Below are 17,304 nucleotides of genomic sequence, written 5' to 3' on the forward strand. Positions count from 1 at the left end.
GCGGATGGTCAAGCAATGGCCCGGTCGGGGACCGGATCCAGTAACTGGCGGGCACCGGCCTCGCGGGCCGGCTCGTCGGAGCGGAGCCGGGAGAAGAGCGGCTCCCAGTCGGTGGGCCCGCTGCCGGGCTCGCTGCGCATCTCGAAGGTGACCCCGCGCGCGGACGGGCAGTACAGCGCCTGCACACAGGCCTCGGCGACGTCCTGGCGGGAGACGTAGCCGTCCCTGCGGTCGCCCTGTTCGAGGGTGATGCGTGCGTCCCCGTCCAGGTCGGTCAGCCAGCTCGGCCGCACGACCGTGTAGGGCAGGCCCGAGAGCCGCACCGCGTCCTCGCCGGCCAGACGCCAGTCCAGCATCCGGCCGTAGGCGTTCATCGGGTGGTCCCTGCGGGTCACATAGCGCTGGCTCACCAGGACGAACTGCGGGAGCACGGAACCCCCGAAGGCCGCGGCGAGCGCGTTGCGGACCCCGGTGTGCAGGGTGGACTCGGGGCTGTCGGGACCCGCCGGATCGGTGCCGGGCTCCACGGTGTAGACGATCGCGGAGCAGCCGCGCAGCGGGATGCGCAGCGCCTCCGGTTCGCGGACGTCCCCGAGGAAGAACTGGGCCGGCTCCGGCACGTCCCGGCCGCGCTCGACGCTGCGGCCGACGACGCGCACCGCCTCGCCGCGGTCGATGAGCCGTCGCGTTATGAGCCGGCCGACCCGGCCGGTACCGCCTATCACTGCGATCGGACTGTTCACGGAAGTCTCCTGAAAGAGAATCAGATCGGTCGATCGGTCAGGGAGTTGGGGACCCGTCTCCGGGTCAGACCCACTGCAGGATGTCGTCGGAGCTGGTGAGCTGCGTCCCGGCGGGCAGCCCCGATACGGCCGGCACCCGCAGCCTCGGGTAGACGCTCACCCCGGACAGGCGGGTGCCCGGCCACAGATGGGCGCCGTCGCCGACGGCCGAGTGGTCATCGAGGCGGACCGGGCTGCGCCGCTCGGAGTGCACGTGGGCCATCGGCCCGATGTAGGAGTCGCTGATCTGCGCGTACGCCCCGACCACCGCGGCGTCGCCCAGGGCCGCGCGGTGCAGCTGGACCCCCTCGTGCACATCGACGCCGTCACCGATGTCGGTGTACTGGAGGCGGACGCCGGCGCCGATCTCGGCATGCCGGCCGATGCGCACCCCGGGGCCGATGACGACACTGCCGTCGGCGATCTTCTGGGCGAGCGTGGTGCCGGTGACGTTGTCCTTGGTGCGCAGACTGGACTCGTGGATCCAGTACCGGGGCTCCACGCTGAGCGGGCTCTCCATCGCGCGGTTCATCTGCGGGTACTCGCCGGTGAGCACCTCGCCCAGGGTGGTGAGGTAGTCCCCGATGCTGCCGAGGTCGCCGAGCCGGCCGATCCGCCCGACGGCCACCGGCAGATCGTGTCCGACCAGCCAGGGCAGCAAGTCGGCTCCCCAGTCGAGGCGTTGCTGCGCCAGCCGGATCAACTCCGGGTTGCGGGCGGCGAGTCGGAGCCTGCCGCAGTCGATGAGGTACATGCCGGCGCTGGTGGCGATCGTGCGCGCCTCGGGAGTGGTGAGCGCCTCGGGGAAGAGGTGCTCGATGAGCTGGAGCCGCGGCTTCTCCACGAAGCCGGAGATCAGGCCCTGGTCGGTGGTGCGCATGACGCCGTACTTGCCCGCGGTCTCCTGCGGGGTGCGGGTGACGGCCGCGACGGTGACGAGCGCGTCGGTCGCGGTGTGGGTGGCGAGCAGCCGGTCGAGCGAGAAGTCGAACAGCGAGTCGACCGGCATGACGAGCGCGGGGCCTGTGAGGTCCCACTGCTCCAGATTGTGCAAAGTGGCGGCGCCCGAACCGACGTTGTACTGGTCGAACCGGGACCGCGAGTAGTTGATCTCGACCCCGTACCGCTCCCCGTGTCCGAGTACGAGCTTGATCTGGCTGCGGTTCTCCATGCCCTGGGCCACCACGTAGAAGCGGCGGATGCCCTGTTCGCGGCAGGCCTCGACGATCCACTCGATGAGCGGCTTGCCGGCGAACGGAATGAGCGCCTTGCTGCGGATGTAGTCGGCGGACTGCAGGGTTATGGGCTTCGCCCGTTCCCCCCGGCCGCCCGCCAGGATGATTCCGGCGGTGCTGTCGTCCCCCATCGTGTCCTGCCTCCTCGGCTCACTTTGCGACTCCACAAATTCAACAGTGGCAGTCATCTTGAGTCAAGTAATAAGTAAACCTGGCTGGTTGGAGGCGGTATGACGGCGCCTTACCACCCCTGGAGGGTGGTGCGGTTGGGGCGCGAGTGAGGGGTGCGACGGATGGTCACGGTCCCCGGCCGGATTCGGCCCCGATGGCTCGGCCCGGCCGGTTTCCCCGGGTTCCCACCGGCGCCCGGCGGCCCGCCCGCCTTGGCGCCCGGACCCCGAACCGAAGAACCTGACGGCTGATCATGTTCCTTTACCAGTAAGGCTGTTGGTCCCGGAGGCTCCTGTGCCTACCCTGGTATCCGCCTGAGGGGGAGACGCATGAGCGGACGCATCGAGCGCACCCGAGCCGGCGGACGGCCGCCCGAGACGGGGAAGGGTGAGCGGCTCGCGGACTGGGCCGACGGCCGCCTCGGCCTCCACGCGCTGGCGAAGGCCAACCTGCGCAAGATCTTTCCGGACCACTGGTCGTTCATGTTCGGCGAGATCTGCCTCTACAGCTTCCTCATCCTCATCCTGACCGGCGCCTATCTGACGCTGTTCTTCGAGCCGAGCGGTGTCGAGGTCGTCTACCACGGCTCGTACGTGCCGCTGAACGGCGTCCGCATGACCCGCGCCTACGAGTCGGCCGTGAACATCAGTCTCGACGTGCGCGGGGGACTGCTCATCCGGCAGATCCACCACTGGGCGGCGATCGTCTTCGTCGCCGGGCTGCTCGCGCACATGATGCGGGTGTTCTTCACCGGCGCGTTCCGCAAGCCCCGCGAGGTCAACTGGCTGTTCGGCTGGACGATCCTGATGCTGGCCCTGATCACCGGGCTCACCGGCTACTCGCTCCCCGACGACATGCTCTCCGGCACCGGCATCCGCTTCGCCCAGGGCGCGATCCTGTCCATCCCGGTGATCGGGACGTATCTCTCGTTCTTCCTCTTCGGCGGCGAGTTCCCGGGGCACGACATCATCTCGCGGCTCTACCCGGTGCACGTCCTGCTGCTTCCCGGCATCATGCTCGGCCTGGTCGTGGTCCATCTGATCCTGGTCTTCCACCACAAACACACCCAGTTCGCCGGGCCCGGGAGGACCGAGCGGAACGTGGTGGGAGCGCCGTTCCTGCCCGTCTACATGGCCAAGGCCGGCGGCTTCTTCTTCCTGGTGTTCGGAGTGCTCGCGGTGATGGGTGCGGTCGCCACCATCAACCCGCTGTGGGCGATCGGCCCCTACCGTCCCGACCTGGTCTCGACGGGAGCCCAGCCGGACTTCTACCTCGGCTTCTCCGAGGGCCTGATCCGGGTCATGCCCGGCTGGGAGATCAACGCCTGGGGCCACACCCTCCAACTCGGCGTCCTCATCCCGTTCCTGCTCTTCCCGCTGATCATGCTGGCGATCGGGGTCTACCCGTTCATCGAGGCGTGGATCACGGGCGACAGACGCGAGCACCACCTCGCGGACCGGCCGCGCAACGCCCCCGTCCGCACCGCGATCGGCGTCGCCTGGCTGGCGCTGTACGCGGTACTGCTCGTCGGCGGCGGCAACGACCTCTGGGCCACCCACTTCCAGGTGTCCATCAACGCCATCACCTGGTTCGTGCGGGTCGGATTCTTCGTGGTGCCTGCCCTCGCCTTCGTCGTCACCAAGCGGTTCTGTCTGGGACTTCAGCGCCGAGACCGCGACAAGGTCCTGCACGGACGCGAGTCGGGGATCGTGAAGCGCCTGCCGCACGGCGAGTACGTGGAGGTCCACGACCCGCTCACCCAGGCCGAGTTGCACACGCTCACCGCCCACGAGCAGCCGCCCCCCTACGCGTTGGGGCCCGCCGTGGACGCCAACGGCGTGACGCGCCGGCCCCGTCGCTCCGACCGGCTGCGGGCGCGCCTCGCGAAGGCCATGTACGGACCCGAGAGCCAGATCCCCAAGCCGACGGCGCAGGAGTACCTGGAACTCCACCGGGGCGGCGACAGCCACCACTGACCCCTCCCGGGCCGGTCCGCCCGCCGGGGCACTACTTCCCTGGCTATCCGTACGGCGGCGGGATACCACTGCCGTCGCTACCCGCCCGCCGGGTCACCACTGCCCTGACTACCCGCCCGCCGGGGCGTCTCTGCCCTGGCTGCCCGCCCGCCGGGGCGTCTCTGCCCTGGCTGCCCGCCCTCCGGAGGGGCGACTGGCTGCCCCGGCTACTCGTACGCCAGCGGGTCGGCGAGGACCCCGCGTACGACGCGGGCCGCCGCGCCCCGGGCCGCGTCCCCGGCGAGCGAGGAGGCGCGCAGCCGGCCGTTGCCGGGGGGCCAGAGGCCGGACACGGCCCGGCGGGTCAGCTCGCGGTCGGCGGCGGGCGCGAGCCAGGGCATCAGGGTGCGGTAGATGCCGCCGAGCACCACCGCCTCCGGGTCGAAGAGGTTGACCGCGCCGGACAGGACGACGCCCAGGGTGCGGCCCGCCTCGTCGAGCGCGCCGAGAGCGCTCTCGTCGCCCGCCCGGGCCCGGCGTTCGAGCTCGGCGACGCCCGGCACCCCGGCGTTCTCGTCCAGGCCCGCGCCGCGCAGCAGCGCCAGCTGGCCCGCGTACTGCTCCAGGCAGCCCTGGGAGCCGCAGCGGCACGCGGGGCCCTGGGGGTCCACCACCGTGTGCCCGATCTCCCCGGCGAAGCCGTGGGCGCCGCGCAGCAGTTCACCGCCGACGACCAGCGCCCCGCCCACGCCGATCTCCCCGGTCAGATACAGGAAGTGCGCCACCCGCTCGCCCGGAGTGCCGAACCACAGCTCGGCGAGGGCCGCCACATTGGCCTCGTTGTCCGAAGTGACCGGCAGAGTGGGGAAGTTGGGCCGCAGCCCGCCGAGCCCCCGGCTGAACAGCTCCTCGGCCTCGACCTGGTTCCAGCCCAGGTTGGGTGCCTGGCGCACGGCTCCCTGGGAGACGAGACCGGGCAGGGCGAGCTCCGCGCCGACCGGGTGCAGTCCCTGCTCGGCGGCCGACTCCAGGGCGCGGGCGGCGATCCGGGCCGCCCGCTCCAGGACGTCGGCCGGCGGCTCGCGCCGGTTGTCCAGGTGCTCGGTCAGGCGCACCCGGTCGGTGCCCGCCAGGTCGACCACGCAGACCGAGACATAGTCGACGTTGACCTCGACCCCCGCCCCGGCGGGGCCGGTGCGGGCCGGCGTCAGCATGGTGCCCGGCCGCCCGGCCTGCCCGCTGAACGACTTGCCGGACTCGGTGAGGAACCCGCCCCGGATCAGCTGATCGGCGAGCGAGGACACCGCCGCCCTGGTCAGGCCGGTACGGGCGGCGGCGCCGGCCCGGCTGAGAGCGCTCTCGTCGTGCACGGCCCGCAGCACCAGGCTCAGGTTGTGGCGGCGGACGGTGTCCTTGTCCGCCTTGGGCGCGAGCGGGGCGGGCCGCCCGCGGGGAGTCGATTGGTCGTCCATATCGCCCACGAGCCTAATCCCAGCCCGGAGGCCCCAGGAGGCCCCGTGCGCCGGGCGCGGGCGCCGGGGTCGTTTACCGGCCGCGAGGGGCCCCGCTGGGCGGCCCCGACGCGAACGCGAGGCATCACCCCCGGCCGGGCGGCGGGTGCCCCGCAGTCCGTGTGTCGACCGGGACCGTGTCGACCGGGACCGTGACGGCCGGGCCGTGACGCCCGGGCCGTGGCGGCTGGGCCGTGACGGCCGGGAGCGCTCTCGGACGGCGGCCGGTGGACGTTCAGCGACCCGTGTGGCGGATGCGCTGTGAAGCCCGGGAGCGCTCTTGCCGTCCCGTGCCGGCGCAAAGTCCTCCGCGGGTGCGTGTAGCCGCCACCTGGTGAAATGCGGGGCGATCCCTTACCCGCCCATGGACCGCTCTTGCCCTCCCCTTTCTTTCCGCGTAATCGCGCTCCGGACATTTGCGAGCCCGCGCCCGAAATCCCGCCCTTCCCAATTCCTCTGTATTGGCGAAAGGTTGACCTCTTCGGTGGAGAGCCGCAGGTGGCCTGTCAGTAGGGTCGGCCGCATGCCCCCCAATCGTCCGGCGCTCCCGGTCCTTCCTTATCGCAAGCCCAAACTTGGCCGGGATTACTGGGTGTTGGACGATGTGCTGCCCAACATCGACGAAGTGCGCGCGCGTTGTGTCGCCAAGGACGACTGGGTCGAGGGATATCCGCACAAGCCCGAGTCCTGGCCCGGACTTCGCACCATGCCCGGACTCGCGCCCGCCGAGCTCGCCCGGGTGGAGCGCCTGGTCAGACAGCACACCGGCGCCAAGGAACTCTGGCAGGCCACCGCCCCCGGCGGCGCCACCCTCAACCACAACTGCGTTCAGGTCGTCGGTGCCGGCGAGAGCGAGCCACGTCCGCACACCGACTCGCGGGCGCTGTGCCGATTCGCGGCAGTCCTCTACCTCAACCCGGAAGCACCCAAGGACTGCGGCACCAGCTTCTACCGGCAGAGCCTGCCCGGCGGCGTACTCGGCGGCAACATGGTCATCGCGCCGCACAACAATCTGGTGGAAGCGCTCGGCACGCGGTTCGTGCCCCCGGACTCCTTCACCGAGGACGTACGGGTCGCGCACCGCTACAACCGGCTGCTGCTCTACACCGCGAACACCATGCACAGCGCCACCGGCTACTGCGGCAGCACCATCGACGACAAACGCATGACCGCGGTCTTCTTCTGGATGGCATGAGCGGGATGGACTGAGCGGGATGGCATCAGCGGGATGCCGCGAGCCGAACGGTTCGAGCGGGTCGGTTCGAGCGGCTCAGTTCGAGCGGGTCGGTTCGAGTGAAAAGCGCGGGTATGCCACCTGCCTGGGGCGGGGTGCCGCGGACGGGGTTCCTGTTCGTTTCCCGTACCGCGGAACGTCACAGTGACGACATGGGGTCTTTCGCGGCCCTGGGTGTTCTTGATACACCCCTCTCGCCCCCCTGTTCCCTCACGCTTGCAGAGGCCCCCACTCATGGCTGAACTCAACCGGCGCCGGTTCATGCAGCTCGCGGGCGGCACCGCCGCCTTCGCCGCGCTCTCACAGAGCATCGCGCGGGCCGCCGCCATCCCGGCCGCGGGCAGCACCGGCACCATCCAGGACGTCGAGCACATCGTCGTCCTGATGCAGGAGAACCGTTCGTTCGACCACTACTTCGGTTCCCTCAAGGGCGTTCGGGGTTACGGCGACCCGCGGCCCGTCACACTGCCCAGCGGCAAGTCGGTGTTCCACCAGGTCGGCGCGGGCAAGGAGGTGCTGCCGTTCCGGCCCAAGGCGGACAAGCTCGGCCTCCAGTTCATCCAGGACCTGAACCACGACTGGACCGGCAGCCACAAGGCGTTCAACAACGGCAAGTACGACCAGTGGATCCCCGCGAAGACGTCCACCACGATGGCGTACCTCACGCGCGAGGACATCCCCTTCCACTACGCGCTCGCCGACTCCTTCACCATCTGCGACGCCTACCACTGTTCGTTCATCGGCTCCACCGACCCGAACCGCTACTACATGTGGACCGGCTACACGGGCAATGACAACACCGGTGGCGGCCCGGTCCTGGGCAACGACGAGAAGGGGTATGGCTGGACCACATACCCCGAGCGTCTGGAGAAGGCGGGCGTCTCCTGGAAGATCTACCAGGACACCGGCGACGGCCTGGACGCGGCCGGCGGCTGGGGCTGGATCAACGACGCCTACCGGGGCAACTACGGCGACAACTCCCTGCTCTACTTCAACAGTTACCGCAACGCCAAGCCGGGCGACCCCCTTTACGACAAGGCGCGCACCGGCACCAGCGCCAAGAACGGCGACGGCTTCTTCGACATCCTCAAGGCCGACGTCAAGGCCGGCACCCTGCCCAAGGTCTCCTGGATCGCCGCCCCCGAGGCCTTCACGGAGCACCCCAACTGGCCCGCGAACTACGGCGCTTGGTACATCTCGCAGGTCCTGGACGCGCTGACCTCCAACCCGGCGGTGTGGGCCAAGACCGCGCTGTTCATCACCTATGACGAGAACGACGGCTTCTTCGACCATGTGGTCCCGCCCTATGTGCCCGCCAACGCCAACCAGGGCCTCTCGACGGTCGCGACCGGGCCCGACTACTTCCCGGGCAATGCAAGCTACGCCGCAGGGCCCTACGGGCTAGGCCAGCGGGTGCCCATGCTCGTCGTCTCGCCGTGGAGCACCGGCGGCTACACCTGCTCCGAGACCTTCGACCACACCTCGATCATCCGGTTCATGGAGCGCCGCTTCGGTGTGCAGGAGCCCAACATCTCGCCCTGGCGCCGCGCGATCTGCGGCGACCTGACCTCGGCGTTCGACTTCAGCCGCACCAACTCCTCGGCGCCCGGCCTGCCTTCGACGACGGCGTACATCCCGCCGGACCACAACCGGCACCCCGACTTCGTGCCGGTGCCGCCCGCCACCGGCACCCTGCCCAAGCAGGAACGGGGCACCCGGCCGACCAGGCCGCTGCGCTACGCGCCGTTCGTGGACGGCGCGGCGAACGTGAGCACCGGCAAGTTCACGCTCACCTTCGGCGGGGGAGCCTCGGCCGGCGCGCAGTTCCTCGTCACCTCGGCCAACCGTACGGACGGCCCCTGGACGTACACCACCGAGGCGGGCAAGACGATCTCCGACGCCTGGAACACGACCTACTCGAGCGGGGCCACCAACCTGAGCGTCTTCGGGCCCAACGGCTTCCTGCGCACCTTCCAGGGCCCCGGCAAGACGGCCGGCCCCGAGGTCACCGCCCGGCACAACGCGGGCACCGGCAACCTCGACCTGACCATGACCAACGCGGGCAGCGCCACCGTCCACCTGAAGGTGGCGAACGCGGCGGCCTACGGGGGAGCGACGGCGAGCTTCACGGTGGCAGCGGGAGCCACCGTCAAGTTCACCGTCGACCTGCGCGCCGGCAAGAGCTGGTACGACGTGTCGGTGACCTCCGACGCCGACACCACGTTCCTGCGCCGGTTCGCCGGACACGTCGAGACCGGCGCGACGGGCGTGAGCGACCCGGCGCTGCTCACCGTCTGACCCGTACCGGCACACGACCGAGGGGCCCCCGTCCACACCGGACGGGGGCCCCTCGGGGGTGCGTCACGCCTCGTCGGCGCCGCCGAAGCGCTCTCGGTAGGACTCCAGGTCCTCGTCCGTGATCTTCGCGAAGAGAACGGGCGGCACGGTGAAGGCCGTACCGGCCGGCACCGTGTCCAGGGCCCTGGCCTGCTCCGGGGTGACCCAGGTGGCCGTGTCACCGGAGAGCGCGAACGCGGAGCGCATCGCCTTCGCCGAGGCCGGGATGAACGGCTCGGAGACCACCGAGTACAGGTGGATCAGGTTCATCGCCGTGCGCAGCGTGAGCGCGGCGGCCTCCGGGTCGGTCTTGATCTCCAGCCAGGGCGCCTTCTCCTCCAGGTAGGAGTTGCCGGCCGACCACAGCGCCCGCAGCGAGGCGGCCGCCTTGCGGAACTGGAGCGCTTCCATGTGGCCCTCGTACTCGGCGAGCAGCCCGGCGATCTCCTCGCCCAGCTTCGCCTCGGCGGGACCGGCCGCGGCGCCCGCCGGCACGTCGTCGCCGAAGCGCTTGCGCGAGAACGACAGAACGCGGTTCACGAAGTTGCCCAGCGTGTCCGCGAGGTCCTTGTTGACGGTCGCCGTGAAGTGCTCCCAGGTGAACGACGTGTCGTCGGACTCCGGGGCGTTCGCCATCATGAAGTAGCGCCAGTAGTCGGCGGGCAGGATCTCCAGGGCGTCGTGCGTGAAGACACCGCGCCGCTGCGAGGTGGAGAACTTGCCGCCGTAGTAGTTCAGCCAGTTGAAGGCCTTGACGTAGTCGACCTTCTTCCACGGCTCGCGCACGCCCAGCTCGGTCGCGGGGAACATCACCGTGTGGAACGGGACGTTGTCCTTGCCCATGAACTCGGTGTACCGGACGTCCGCCGCGCCCTCGGGCTCGTACCACCACGACTTCCAGTCGCGGTTCGCCGGGTCGAGGTCCGCCCACTCCTTCGTCGCGCCGATGTACTCGATCGGGGCGTCGAACCAGACGTAGAAGACCTTGCCGTCGGCGGCGAGCTCCGGCCAGGTGTCGGCCGGGACCGGCACGCCCCACTCCAGGTCACGGGTGATCGAGCGGTCGTGCAGCCCCTCGGTCAGCCACTTGCGGGCGATGGACGACGCGAGCTGCGGCCACTCCCCGCCGACCCGGTCGATCCACTCCTCGACCTCGCCCTGGAGCTTGGACTGGAGCAGGAAGAGGTGCCGGGTCTCGCGGACCTCCAGGTCACTGCTGCCGCTGATCGCGGAACGCGCTTCCAGCAGGTCGGTCGGGTCCAGGACGCGGGTGCAGTTCTCGCACTGGTCGCCGCGCGCCTTGTCGTAGCCGCAGTGCGGGCAGGTGCCCACGATGTAGCGGTCCGGCAGGAACCGGTCGTCGGCGACCGAGAAGACCTGGCGGATCGCCCGCTCCTCGATGAACCCGTTCTCCTTCAGCTTCCGCGCGAAGTGCTGGGTGATCTCCACGTTCTGCTGCGAGGAGCTGCGGCCGAAGTAGTCGAAGGCCAGCTGGAAGCCGTCGTAGATCGCTTTCTGAGTGTCGTGCGACTGGGCGCAGAACTCGGCGACGGAGAGCCCCGCCTCCTTGGCGGCCAGCTCGGCCGGCGTGCCGTGCTCGTCGGTGGCGCAGATGTACAGGACGTCGTGGCCGCGCTGGCGCAGGTAGCGGGAGTAGACGTCCGCGGGGAGCATCGACCCGACCATGTTGCCCAGGTGCTTGATCCCGTTGATGTACGGCAGCGCGCTGGTGATCAGGTGTCGAGACATCCTCGGATGCTCCTTATGTTCGTACGTGCGGCACCGCGGCGCGGCCGCGGCGAACCCAGGTAGGGAGGCCCACCCGGAGGATCACACCTGGTGACACCCCCGCCCGATGGGCAGGGCCATGCTATCGAACCGCCCGCGCCCTTCTCGCCGGAGTTTCGGGCGCCCGCCCCGGCGCGGCCGGTCACCCCTCGGTGCGGCCCGCGTAGTACGTGGCGATCATGTCCTCGGCGCCGTGCCCGGCCGCCTCGGCCCGGGCGAACCGCTCGGCCGACGCCTCGGTCAAGTCGAGCCGTACCCCCGCCTGTTCGGCCGCGTCCAGGATCAGCCGGGTGTCCTTGAGAGCGGTGGACAGGGCGAAGCTGGGGGTGAGATCGCCCGTGAGGAGCGCGGCGGACTTCGCGTGCAGATAGCCGGTGTCCAGGGGGCCGCCCGCCATGGCGTCCAGGAACAGGCGCGGGTCCACCTGGAGCCCCTCCGCGAGCCCGAGGCACTCGGCGATCGCGCCGACCAGATTGATCACCCAGGTGTTCGCGACCAGCTTGAGACGGGATGCCCCGCCCGGCTCGGGGCTCACCCATACGGTCCGCTGCCCGATCGCGTCGAGGACCGGCGCGAGGCGCTCGCGTCCGTCGGGCGCGCCGGAGACGAAGACGGTCAGCTTGCCCTCCTCGGCGGGCGCCTTGGTGCCGAGGACGGGGGAGTCGTAGTACGTCACCCCCAACTCGGTTGCCCGCGCAGCCAGTTCGAGCGTGGCGTCCGGGCCGACGGTGGAGGTCTGGAGCCACAGCTGGCCGGGGCGCAGGCCCTCGGCGGCGGCGTCGAGGGCGGCGGACACGGACGGCCCGTCGTTCAGCGCGGTCAGCACGACGTCCGCGCCGCGCACCGCCTCGGCGGCGTCCGTGTGTACGGCGGCCCCGTCGCCGGCCAGCGCCCGGGCCTTGGCCTCGGTCCGGTTCCAGACCCGGACGGCGAGCCCGGCGCGCAGCAGGCTGCGGGTCATCCCGGACCCCATGATCCCGGTGCCGAGTACGGCGACGGCGGGCGTGCTGGAAGCTGAGGACACGGTGAACTCCTTCGCGGCGGTGGTGGCGCTCGGTCGCGGACTCCGAGTCTCGATCGGGGCACCGCGTACCCCCGAGTCTCGTACGGATGGGCTGCCCCGGGGGTGACCGGCACCCCCGGAAACGCACCCTGCCCGCCGTCCCCGGGGTGGGGAGGGCGGGCAGGGCGCTGTCGGGGTGGGGAGGGCCGTGTCGGGGGCGGGGCGGCTGAGAGCGCTCTCGCCTCCGGCTTGGGGGCCGAGGGGGCGGTGTCGGGGGGCGGGGCGGCTGAGAGCGCTCTCGGCTCCGGCGAGGGATCCGAGGCAGCGGTCCCTGCGCGAGGCCGGGAGCGCTCTCGGTCCAGCCCCTCTCACGCCAGGCGGGGACCCCCGGGGCGGGGATCGCCGAGTGGGACCGGGAGCGCTCTCGCAGCCTCCCCCTCAGGACGTCCCTCTCCGGCGACCCCCTCCAGGGCGCTGCTCCTCACGCCCCCCGTGGCACCCGGGACGGCCGGCCGCGGCCACGGGTCAGGTTGTAGCCGCCGACGCCCGCGAGCGCGGCGAGCAGGCCGCCCGCGATGGTCCACAGCCAGCGGTCGGTCCACCAGCCGGAGGCCCACCCGCCGTCCGGCTCGACCGAGGGCTTCGCGCCGAGCGGGGTGGCGAGCTTGCCGTCCACGGCGTGGGCGCCGCCGGTGTCCAGGACGGTCGGCTCGACCTCCGCCTTGAACGGCAGGCCCCGGTCCGCGTCGGGCAGCGAGACCGCCGTGAGCCGGATGTAGTAGGTGCCCGGCAGCGGATCGGTGGACCAGGTGTCGGCCCAGGCGACGGTCGGGCGCAGGGTGCAGGACAGTTCCACGGCGCCCGCGTCCTGGTCCGCGGACCGGGACTGCATCCCGTACATGCACGGCTGGCGGCGGCGCAGCCCGTCGTACACGTCGAGGCGCCAGGTGGAGGCGCCGTGCCGGGAGGCGGCCTCGGGGAGCGTGACCTTCGCGGTGACGGTGGGGCGCTGCCCGGCGTCGGCGGGGAACATCCAGTACAGGTAGTCGCCGCTCGACGCGGACGCCGTGGCCTGCTGCCCCTGGCGCACGGCGACGGCGGTGCGGAAAGCGGTACCGGCCTCGGTGGGCGCCGCGTCGCCCTTGGACGCGGAGGGGCTCGGCGAGGGCGAGTCGGCGAGCGCGGCCGGCGCCCCGCCGAACAGCGCCGCGCCGGCCAGCGCGAGGACTGCCAACTTCCGTACCGTACGCATCAGTTGGCCCCCGGTGTGAGATGTGGTGTTCGGCATCAGTTGGTCCGCCAGACCGCGATCCGCCAGCGCGAGATCCAGCCCCACACCAGGCCCGCGACGAGCCCGGTCAGGGTGAGCGCGCCGAGCAGCCACCAGCCCCGGCCGAGGCCGAAGGAGGCCACGTCGGACGCCTGGTCGGGGCCGTCCACCACGTCGATGGCGAGTTCGACCGGCAGACCCGGGTCGGTCTTGACGCCGGGTCCCGCGGAGAAGGAGTTGGAGACCTGGAGGCAGACCGTCTCGGGGGTCTTGTCGTCCTTCTCCTCGGCGGGGGCCTTGGGGTAGCGCAGACCCGTGGAGATCAGGTCCGTACGGCCGTCGCCCGCCTCCGAGCCGCGCACGATCTCGCGGCCGTGCGCGGTCACCGCCCGCAGCAGTACGCCGTAGTCCGGGTTGGTCTGCCGGTCCATGCCGATGCTGGCCGAGGCGCGCAGCTCCTGGCCGGGCAGCACGTCCACCTTGTACGAGCGGTGCTCGGCGAACTTCTCGCGGTCCGTGTACAAGCCGGGCTTGAGCTGGGGAGCGCTCTCACAGCTCGCGGTGCCGGTCGTGGCGACGGGCACGGCGACGGGGTCCGCCGCCCGGTCCACCAACTGCTTCACCTTGCCGGAGAGTTGATCGGTGTGCTGCACCGAGGTGTAGGTGCCGCCGGTGGCCTCGGCGATACAGGTGAGCTGCTCGCGGGTCTTGGCGTCCGGGATCAGGCCGAGCGTGTCGATGGTGAGGTGGATGCCCTGAGCGGCGATGTCGCGGGCCACCTCGCACGGGTCGAGCGGCTGGCAGGTGTCCTCGCCGTCGGTGATGAGCACGATCCGGCGGGTGGCGTCACCGCCCTTGAGGTCCTCGGCCGCGCCCTGCAGTGCCGGGCCGATCGGGGTCCAGCCGGTGGGCGCGAGGGTGGCGACGGCGGTCTTCGCCTCGGTGCGGTTCAGCGGGCCGACCGGGTAGAGCGCGCGGGTGTCCTTGCAGCCCACCTTGCGGTCCTCGCCCGGGTAGTTGGCCCCCAGGGTCCGTATCCCGAGCTGGACCTCCTGCGGGACCGCGTCGAGGACCTCGTTGAACGCCTGCTTGGCGGCGGCCATCCGCGACTTGCCGTCGATGTCGGCCGTTCGCATCGAACCGGAGACGTCGAGGACGAGGTCGACCTTGGGCGCGACCTGGGCGGGCTGCCCGTCGGGCTGCGCGGCCGCGGCGGCCGTGCCCGCGGCCGGGAGGATGCCGGTGGCGAAAGCGGCGACCAGTACGCACGCTCCGGCCGCCAGCCGTTTTCTGGTGATCATCGCCGGATCCTATGGAAGCATTGACACCCGGCCCAAATCGGCCGGACCTTGCTGCGCATGCGTGATGGGGGCCTAAGGGGTCTTCTGCGGGCTTTGTACGAGGGCGAGTTCACGCTCCGTCAGCGGAGGGTCCGTCAGCTGCGGCTTGCCGGGGCCGGCCAGCGCGCCCAGCAGAACGCGCGGACGCACCAGGCCGGTGGCGGGGCCCGACAGCGTCATGACCTCGGTGAGGGCGGTGGCCACCGCGTAGTTGCCGGTCGAGGTGAGCGTGAGCCGGTCCACGTAGCGGGACAGCAGGCGTTCGGCGGGCCCGGGCGGGCGGGCCGTGGCCCCGGGATAGAAGGCGTCCTGCCCCGCCGACAGCGTCCACGCCATGGCGACCGGACGGGCCACCGCCCGCTGGATCCGGCGCGCGAGGCCCCGCGCCGAGAACCCCCGCTCCTCGACCACCTCGCGCAGGGCGAGCGCGCTGAGCGCGGCCACCGACATGCCGTGTCCGTACACCGGGTTCGACACGGCGACCGCGTCACCGATGGCGGTGAACCCCTCGGGCCAGCGGCCGACGTGCTCGAAGTACCGACGCCGGTTGGCGGTGTTGGCGTAGACGCTCACCTCGCTCAACGGCCGCGCCCCGGCGATGAGTTCGGCCACCACCGGATGCCGGGCGGCCCCCGCGAAGGACACGAAGGCCTCGGCGTCCCCGGTGGGGCGGCCGCCCCGGGTGCCGGAGAGCGTGATCAGCCATTGGCCGTTCTCGATCGGCAGCAGAACCGCCGTGCGTCCGGGCGGGGCGTGCACATCGGCCTGCACGCTCACCACGGGGAAGGGGGCCTCGCCGGCCGGTGAGCGGTACAGCCGGCTCGCGTAGACCGTGCCCGCGTCGACCACTTCCTCCTTTGCGACGGGCACGCCGAGGTCGGTGAGCCAGCGCTGGGCGTGCGAGCCACGGCCGGCGGCGTCGACGACGAGGTCGGCCCCGACCACCCGCTCGACTCCGTCCTCCCCGCGCACCCGGACGCCGGTGACCCGGCCCCGGGTGCCGGTCAGGGACAGCACCCTGGTCCGCTGGAGAACGCTCACACCGGGGCGGGCGGTGACCCGTTCGCGTACCACCCAGTCCAGGAGGTCGCGGCCGCAGGAGATCAGATAGTGGGAGTCGCGCCAGCGCCGGAACCAGCCCTGCGACGCCAGGCCGATCATCCCGGAGGTGAGGGGTATCCGGCGGGCTCCGAAGGCCTGCCAGCTCTCCAGGACGCCGGGCACCAGACGTTCCATCGCCTCGGCCCCGCCGCACCAGAGCATGTGGCCGTGCCGGGCCTGGGGGAGTTGCCTGCGCGGCTCCGGGCCGGCGGGCAGCGTGTCCTGCTCGATCACGGTGATCTCGGCGCAGTGTCCGCCGAGGGCGGCAGCCGCCAGCATGCCCGCGAGGCCGCCTCCCACGATCACGGCCCGGCCTTTTCGCGCCGGGTCCGCGCCGGGTCCGCCGGGTCTCTGAGAGCGCTCCGAGGACGTCGGGTCCGATGTGTTCATGGCTGCTTGCTTCCGGCCCGTGCCGGGTCGCGGCGGGCTGCTTCGACGATGGGTGAAGTGCGGAACGCCTCGGCCACCAGGACGAGGTCCCGGGCCCGTTCGATGGCGGACGGGGTCTCCGCCCGCTCCTCGCGCGACGCCAGACACTCGGGGTCGCGCGCCCGCGCCGTGAGAGCGGCGGCGATCATGGCCGCGTCGGCGACCGCCTTGGCCCGCCGGGGGTCGGCTCCGGCTTCGATGGCCGCCGACTTGGCGGCGGCGTGCAGCGCCAGGTCGAAGTAGGGCGCGAGCGCGAGGAACCCGTCGAGGATGCCCGCCTCGCGATAGGTCAGCCGCAGCTCGGCCGGTGACCACCACGCCATCCGCACCGAGCCGCCCTCGACCGTCGGCCCGGCGTGCAGCGCCCGCCACAGGGGGCCCAGCTTGCGGTAGGCCGACCAGGACTGCCGTGTGTGCGAGAGCCGGGGGCCGACGAGCGGGACGATGAAGCCGGCCGCGACGAGCAACGCCGAGACGGACGCCACCGGCGGGGCCGCGTCGGTGCTCAGCCAGTCCCAGTCGTGGCCCGCCCAACGCGCCCCCACCGCACCGAACTTGAGCACGTCGTAGACCAGGTTGAGCAGATACCCGCTCACGACGAGCACCAGACCGGTCCGCAGCCAGCCGTGCACCCGGACCGACCACTTCCAGCACAGCACGGTCGTGACCAGGGAAGCGATGGAGTGCGCGACCAGATAGAGGACGATCATCTCGCGGATGTACGGGGTGTTCGCGTAGTACGTGTCCAGGTCCCTGAGCCGTTCCTCGGAGGCGTCTCCGAGAGCGAAGAGGGTGAACAGGGAAACGATCACCAGGGCGTACGTGGCCAGGCACCGCAGGCTCGCCCGGCGGGCGGCGGCGGTGGGTCCGCCCCGCCAGTTGATGATCATCACGAGGCAGGCGGCGTTGTACGCGGTGAGGATGGAATAGACCAGCGGCGCGGAGAAGTTGGGGATCCCGGTGATGCGGTTGACCAGGGAGATCGTCGTCGGCGCGGCGAAGAAGAGCACCGAACTGGCCACGATCAGAAGCGCGTTGACGGTACGCAGCAACGGGTCGCGCCAGGTGCGGCGCATGCCGGGCACCCGGCAGGCGAACCCGATGGCGAGCAGCATGGCCGGGACGTAGAAGTCCAGATCCCTCACGCG

General features: G+C 71.4%; 12 protein-coding genes. 3 read left to right on the top strand and 9 right to left on the bottom strand.

What is annotated here, in order from left to right; genetic code table 11:
- Window positions 1-8: 8 nt before the first annotated feature.
- Together ACFYZA_RS22320 and ACFYZA_RS22325 are read right to left on the bottom strand one after the other, a co-directional pair.
- On the bottom strand, window positions 9-743 hold the full coding sequence (locus ACFYZA_RS22320; protein WP_388492309.1) for an SDR family oxidoreductase: 735 nt from the start codon (window positions 741-743) through the stop codon (window positions 9-11).
- 64 nt (window positions 744-807) lie between these two features.
- Window positions 808-2,148 carry a sugar phosphate nucleotidyltransferase gene (locus ACFYZA_RS22325; protein ID WP_382595624.1) on the bottom strand — a complete coding sequence of 447 codons (1,341 nt, stop codon included), beginning with the start codon at window positions 2,146-2,148 and terminating at the stop codon, window positions 808-810.
- 369 nt (window positions 2,149-2,517) lie between these two features.
- Here ACFYZA_RS22325 and ACFYZA_RS22330 point away from each other — a divergent pair, with 369 nt between their 5' ends.
- Entirely contained in the window at window positions 2,518-4,164 is a 1,647-nt protein-coding gene (locus ACFYZA_RS22330; RefSeq protein WP_388492311.1) for a cytochrome bc complex cytochrome b subunit, read from the top strand.
- A 206-nt stretch (window positions 4,165-4,370) separates the two neighbouring features.
- On the opposite strand, the gene ACFYZA_RS22335 is transcribed toward ACFYZA_RS22330, so the two are convergent.
- Window positions 4,371-5,615 carry an ROK family protein gene (locus ACFYZA_RS22335; RefSeq protein WP_388492312.1) on the bottom strand — a complete coding sequence of 415 codons (1,245 nt, stop codon included), beginning with the start codon at window positions 5,613-5,615 and terminating at the stop codon, window positions 4,371-4,373.
- A gap of 562 nt (window positions 5,616-6,177) precedes the next feature.
- Here ACFYZA_RS22335 and ACFYZA_RS22340 point away from each other — a divergent pair.
- Window positions 6,178-6,849, top strand: a complete 672-nt coding sequence (locus tag ACFYZA_RS22340; protein WP_388492314.1) for a DUF6445 family protein — start codon at window positions 6,178-6,180, stop codon at window positions 6,847-6,849.
- A 273-nt stretch (window positions 6,850-7,122) separates the two neighbouring features.
- Window positions 7,123-9,186, top strand: a complete 2,064-nt coding sequence (locus ACFYZA_RS22345) for a phosphocholine-specific phospholipase C (protein WP_382595636.1) — start codon at window positions 7,123-7,125, stop codon at window positions 9,184-9,186.
- Between the two features lie 63 nt (window positions 9,187-9,249).
- Here the strand turns inward: ACFYZA_RS22345 and metG are convergent, their stop codons facing one another.
- The 6 genes from metG to ACFYZA_RS22375 form a co-directional block, all read right to left on the bottom strand.
- Window positions 9,250-10,974 (bottom strand): methionine--tRNA ligase, encoded by a 1,725-nt coding sequence (gene metG / locus ACFYZA_RS22350; RefSeq protein WP_388492316.1) that lies wholly within the window; start codon window positions 10,972-10,974, stop codon window positions 9,250-9,252.
- A 181-nt stretch (window positions 10,975-11,155) separates the two neighbouring features.
- Entirely contained in the window at window positions 11,156-12,037 is an 882-nt protein-coding gene (locus ACFYZA_RS22355) for an NAD(P)-dependent oxidoreductase (RefSeq protein ID WP_388492317.1), read from the bottom strand.
- Between the two features lie 460 nt (window positions 12,038-12,497).
- Window positions 12,498-13,268, bottom strand: coding sequence for a hypothetical protein (locus ACFYZA_RS22360; protein WP_388492319.1), 771 nt, complete (start codon window positions 13,266-13,268; stop codon window positions 12,498-12,500).
- 35 nt (window positions 13,269-13,303) lie between these two features.
- Entirely contained in the window at window positions 13,304-14,587 is a 1,284-nt protein-coding gene (locus ACFYZA_RS22365) for a VWA domain-containing protein (RefSeq protein WP_388492320.1), read from the bottom strand.
- A 72-nt stretch (window positions 14,588-14,659) separates the two neighbouring features.
- Window positions 14,660-16,033, bottom strand: a complete 1,374-nt coding sequence (locus tag ACFYZA_RS22370) for an NAD(P)/FAD-dependent oxidoreductase (RefSeq protein WP_388492322.1) — start codon at window positions 16,031-16,033, stop codon at window positions 14,660-14,662.
- Window positions 16,034-16,113: 80 nt separating this feature from the next.
- Window positions 16,114-17,301 carry an MAB_1171c family putative transporter gene (locus ACFYZA_RS22375; protein WP_388492323.1) on the bottom strand — a complete coding sequence of 396 codons (1,188 nt, stop codon included), beginning with the start codon at window positions 17,299-17,301 and terminating at the stop codon, window positions 16,114-16,116.
- Window positions 17,302-17,304 lie beyond the last annotated feature (3 nt).

The sequence above is a fragment of the Streptomyces sp. NPDC001828 genome, assembly GCF_042892175.1.
Lineage (GTDB): Bacteria > Actinomycetota > Actinomycetes > Streptomycetales > Streptomycetaceae > Streptomyces.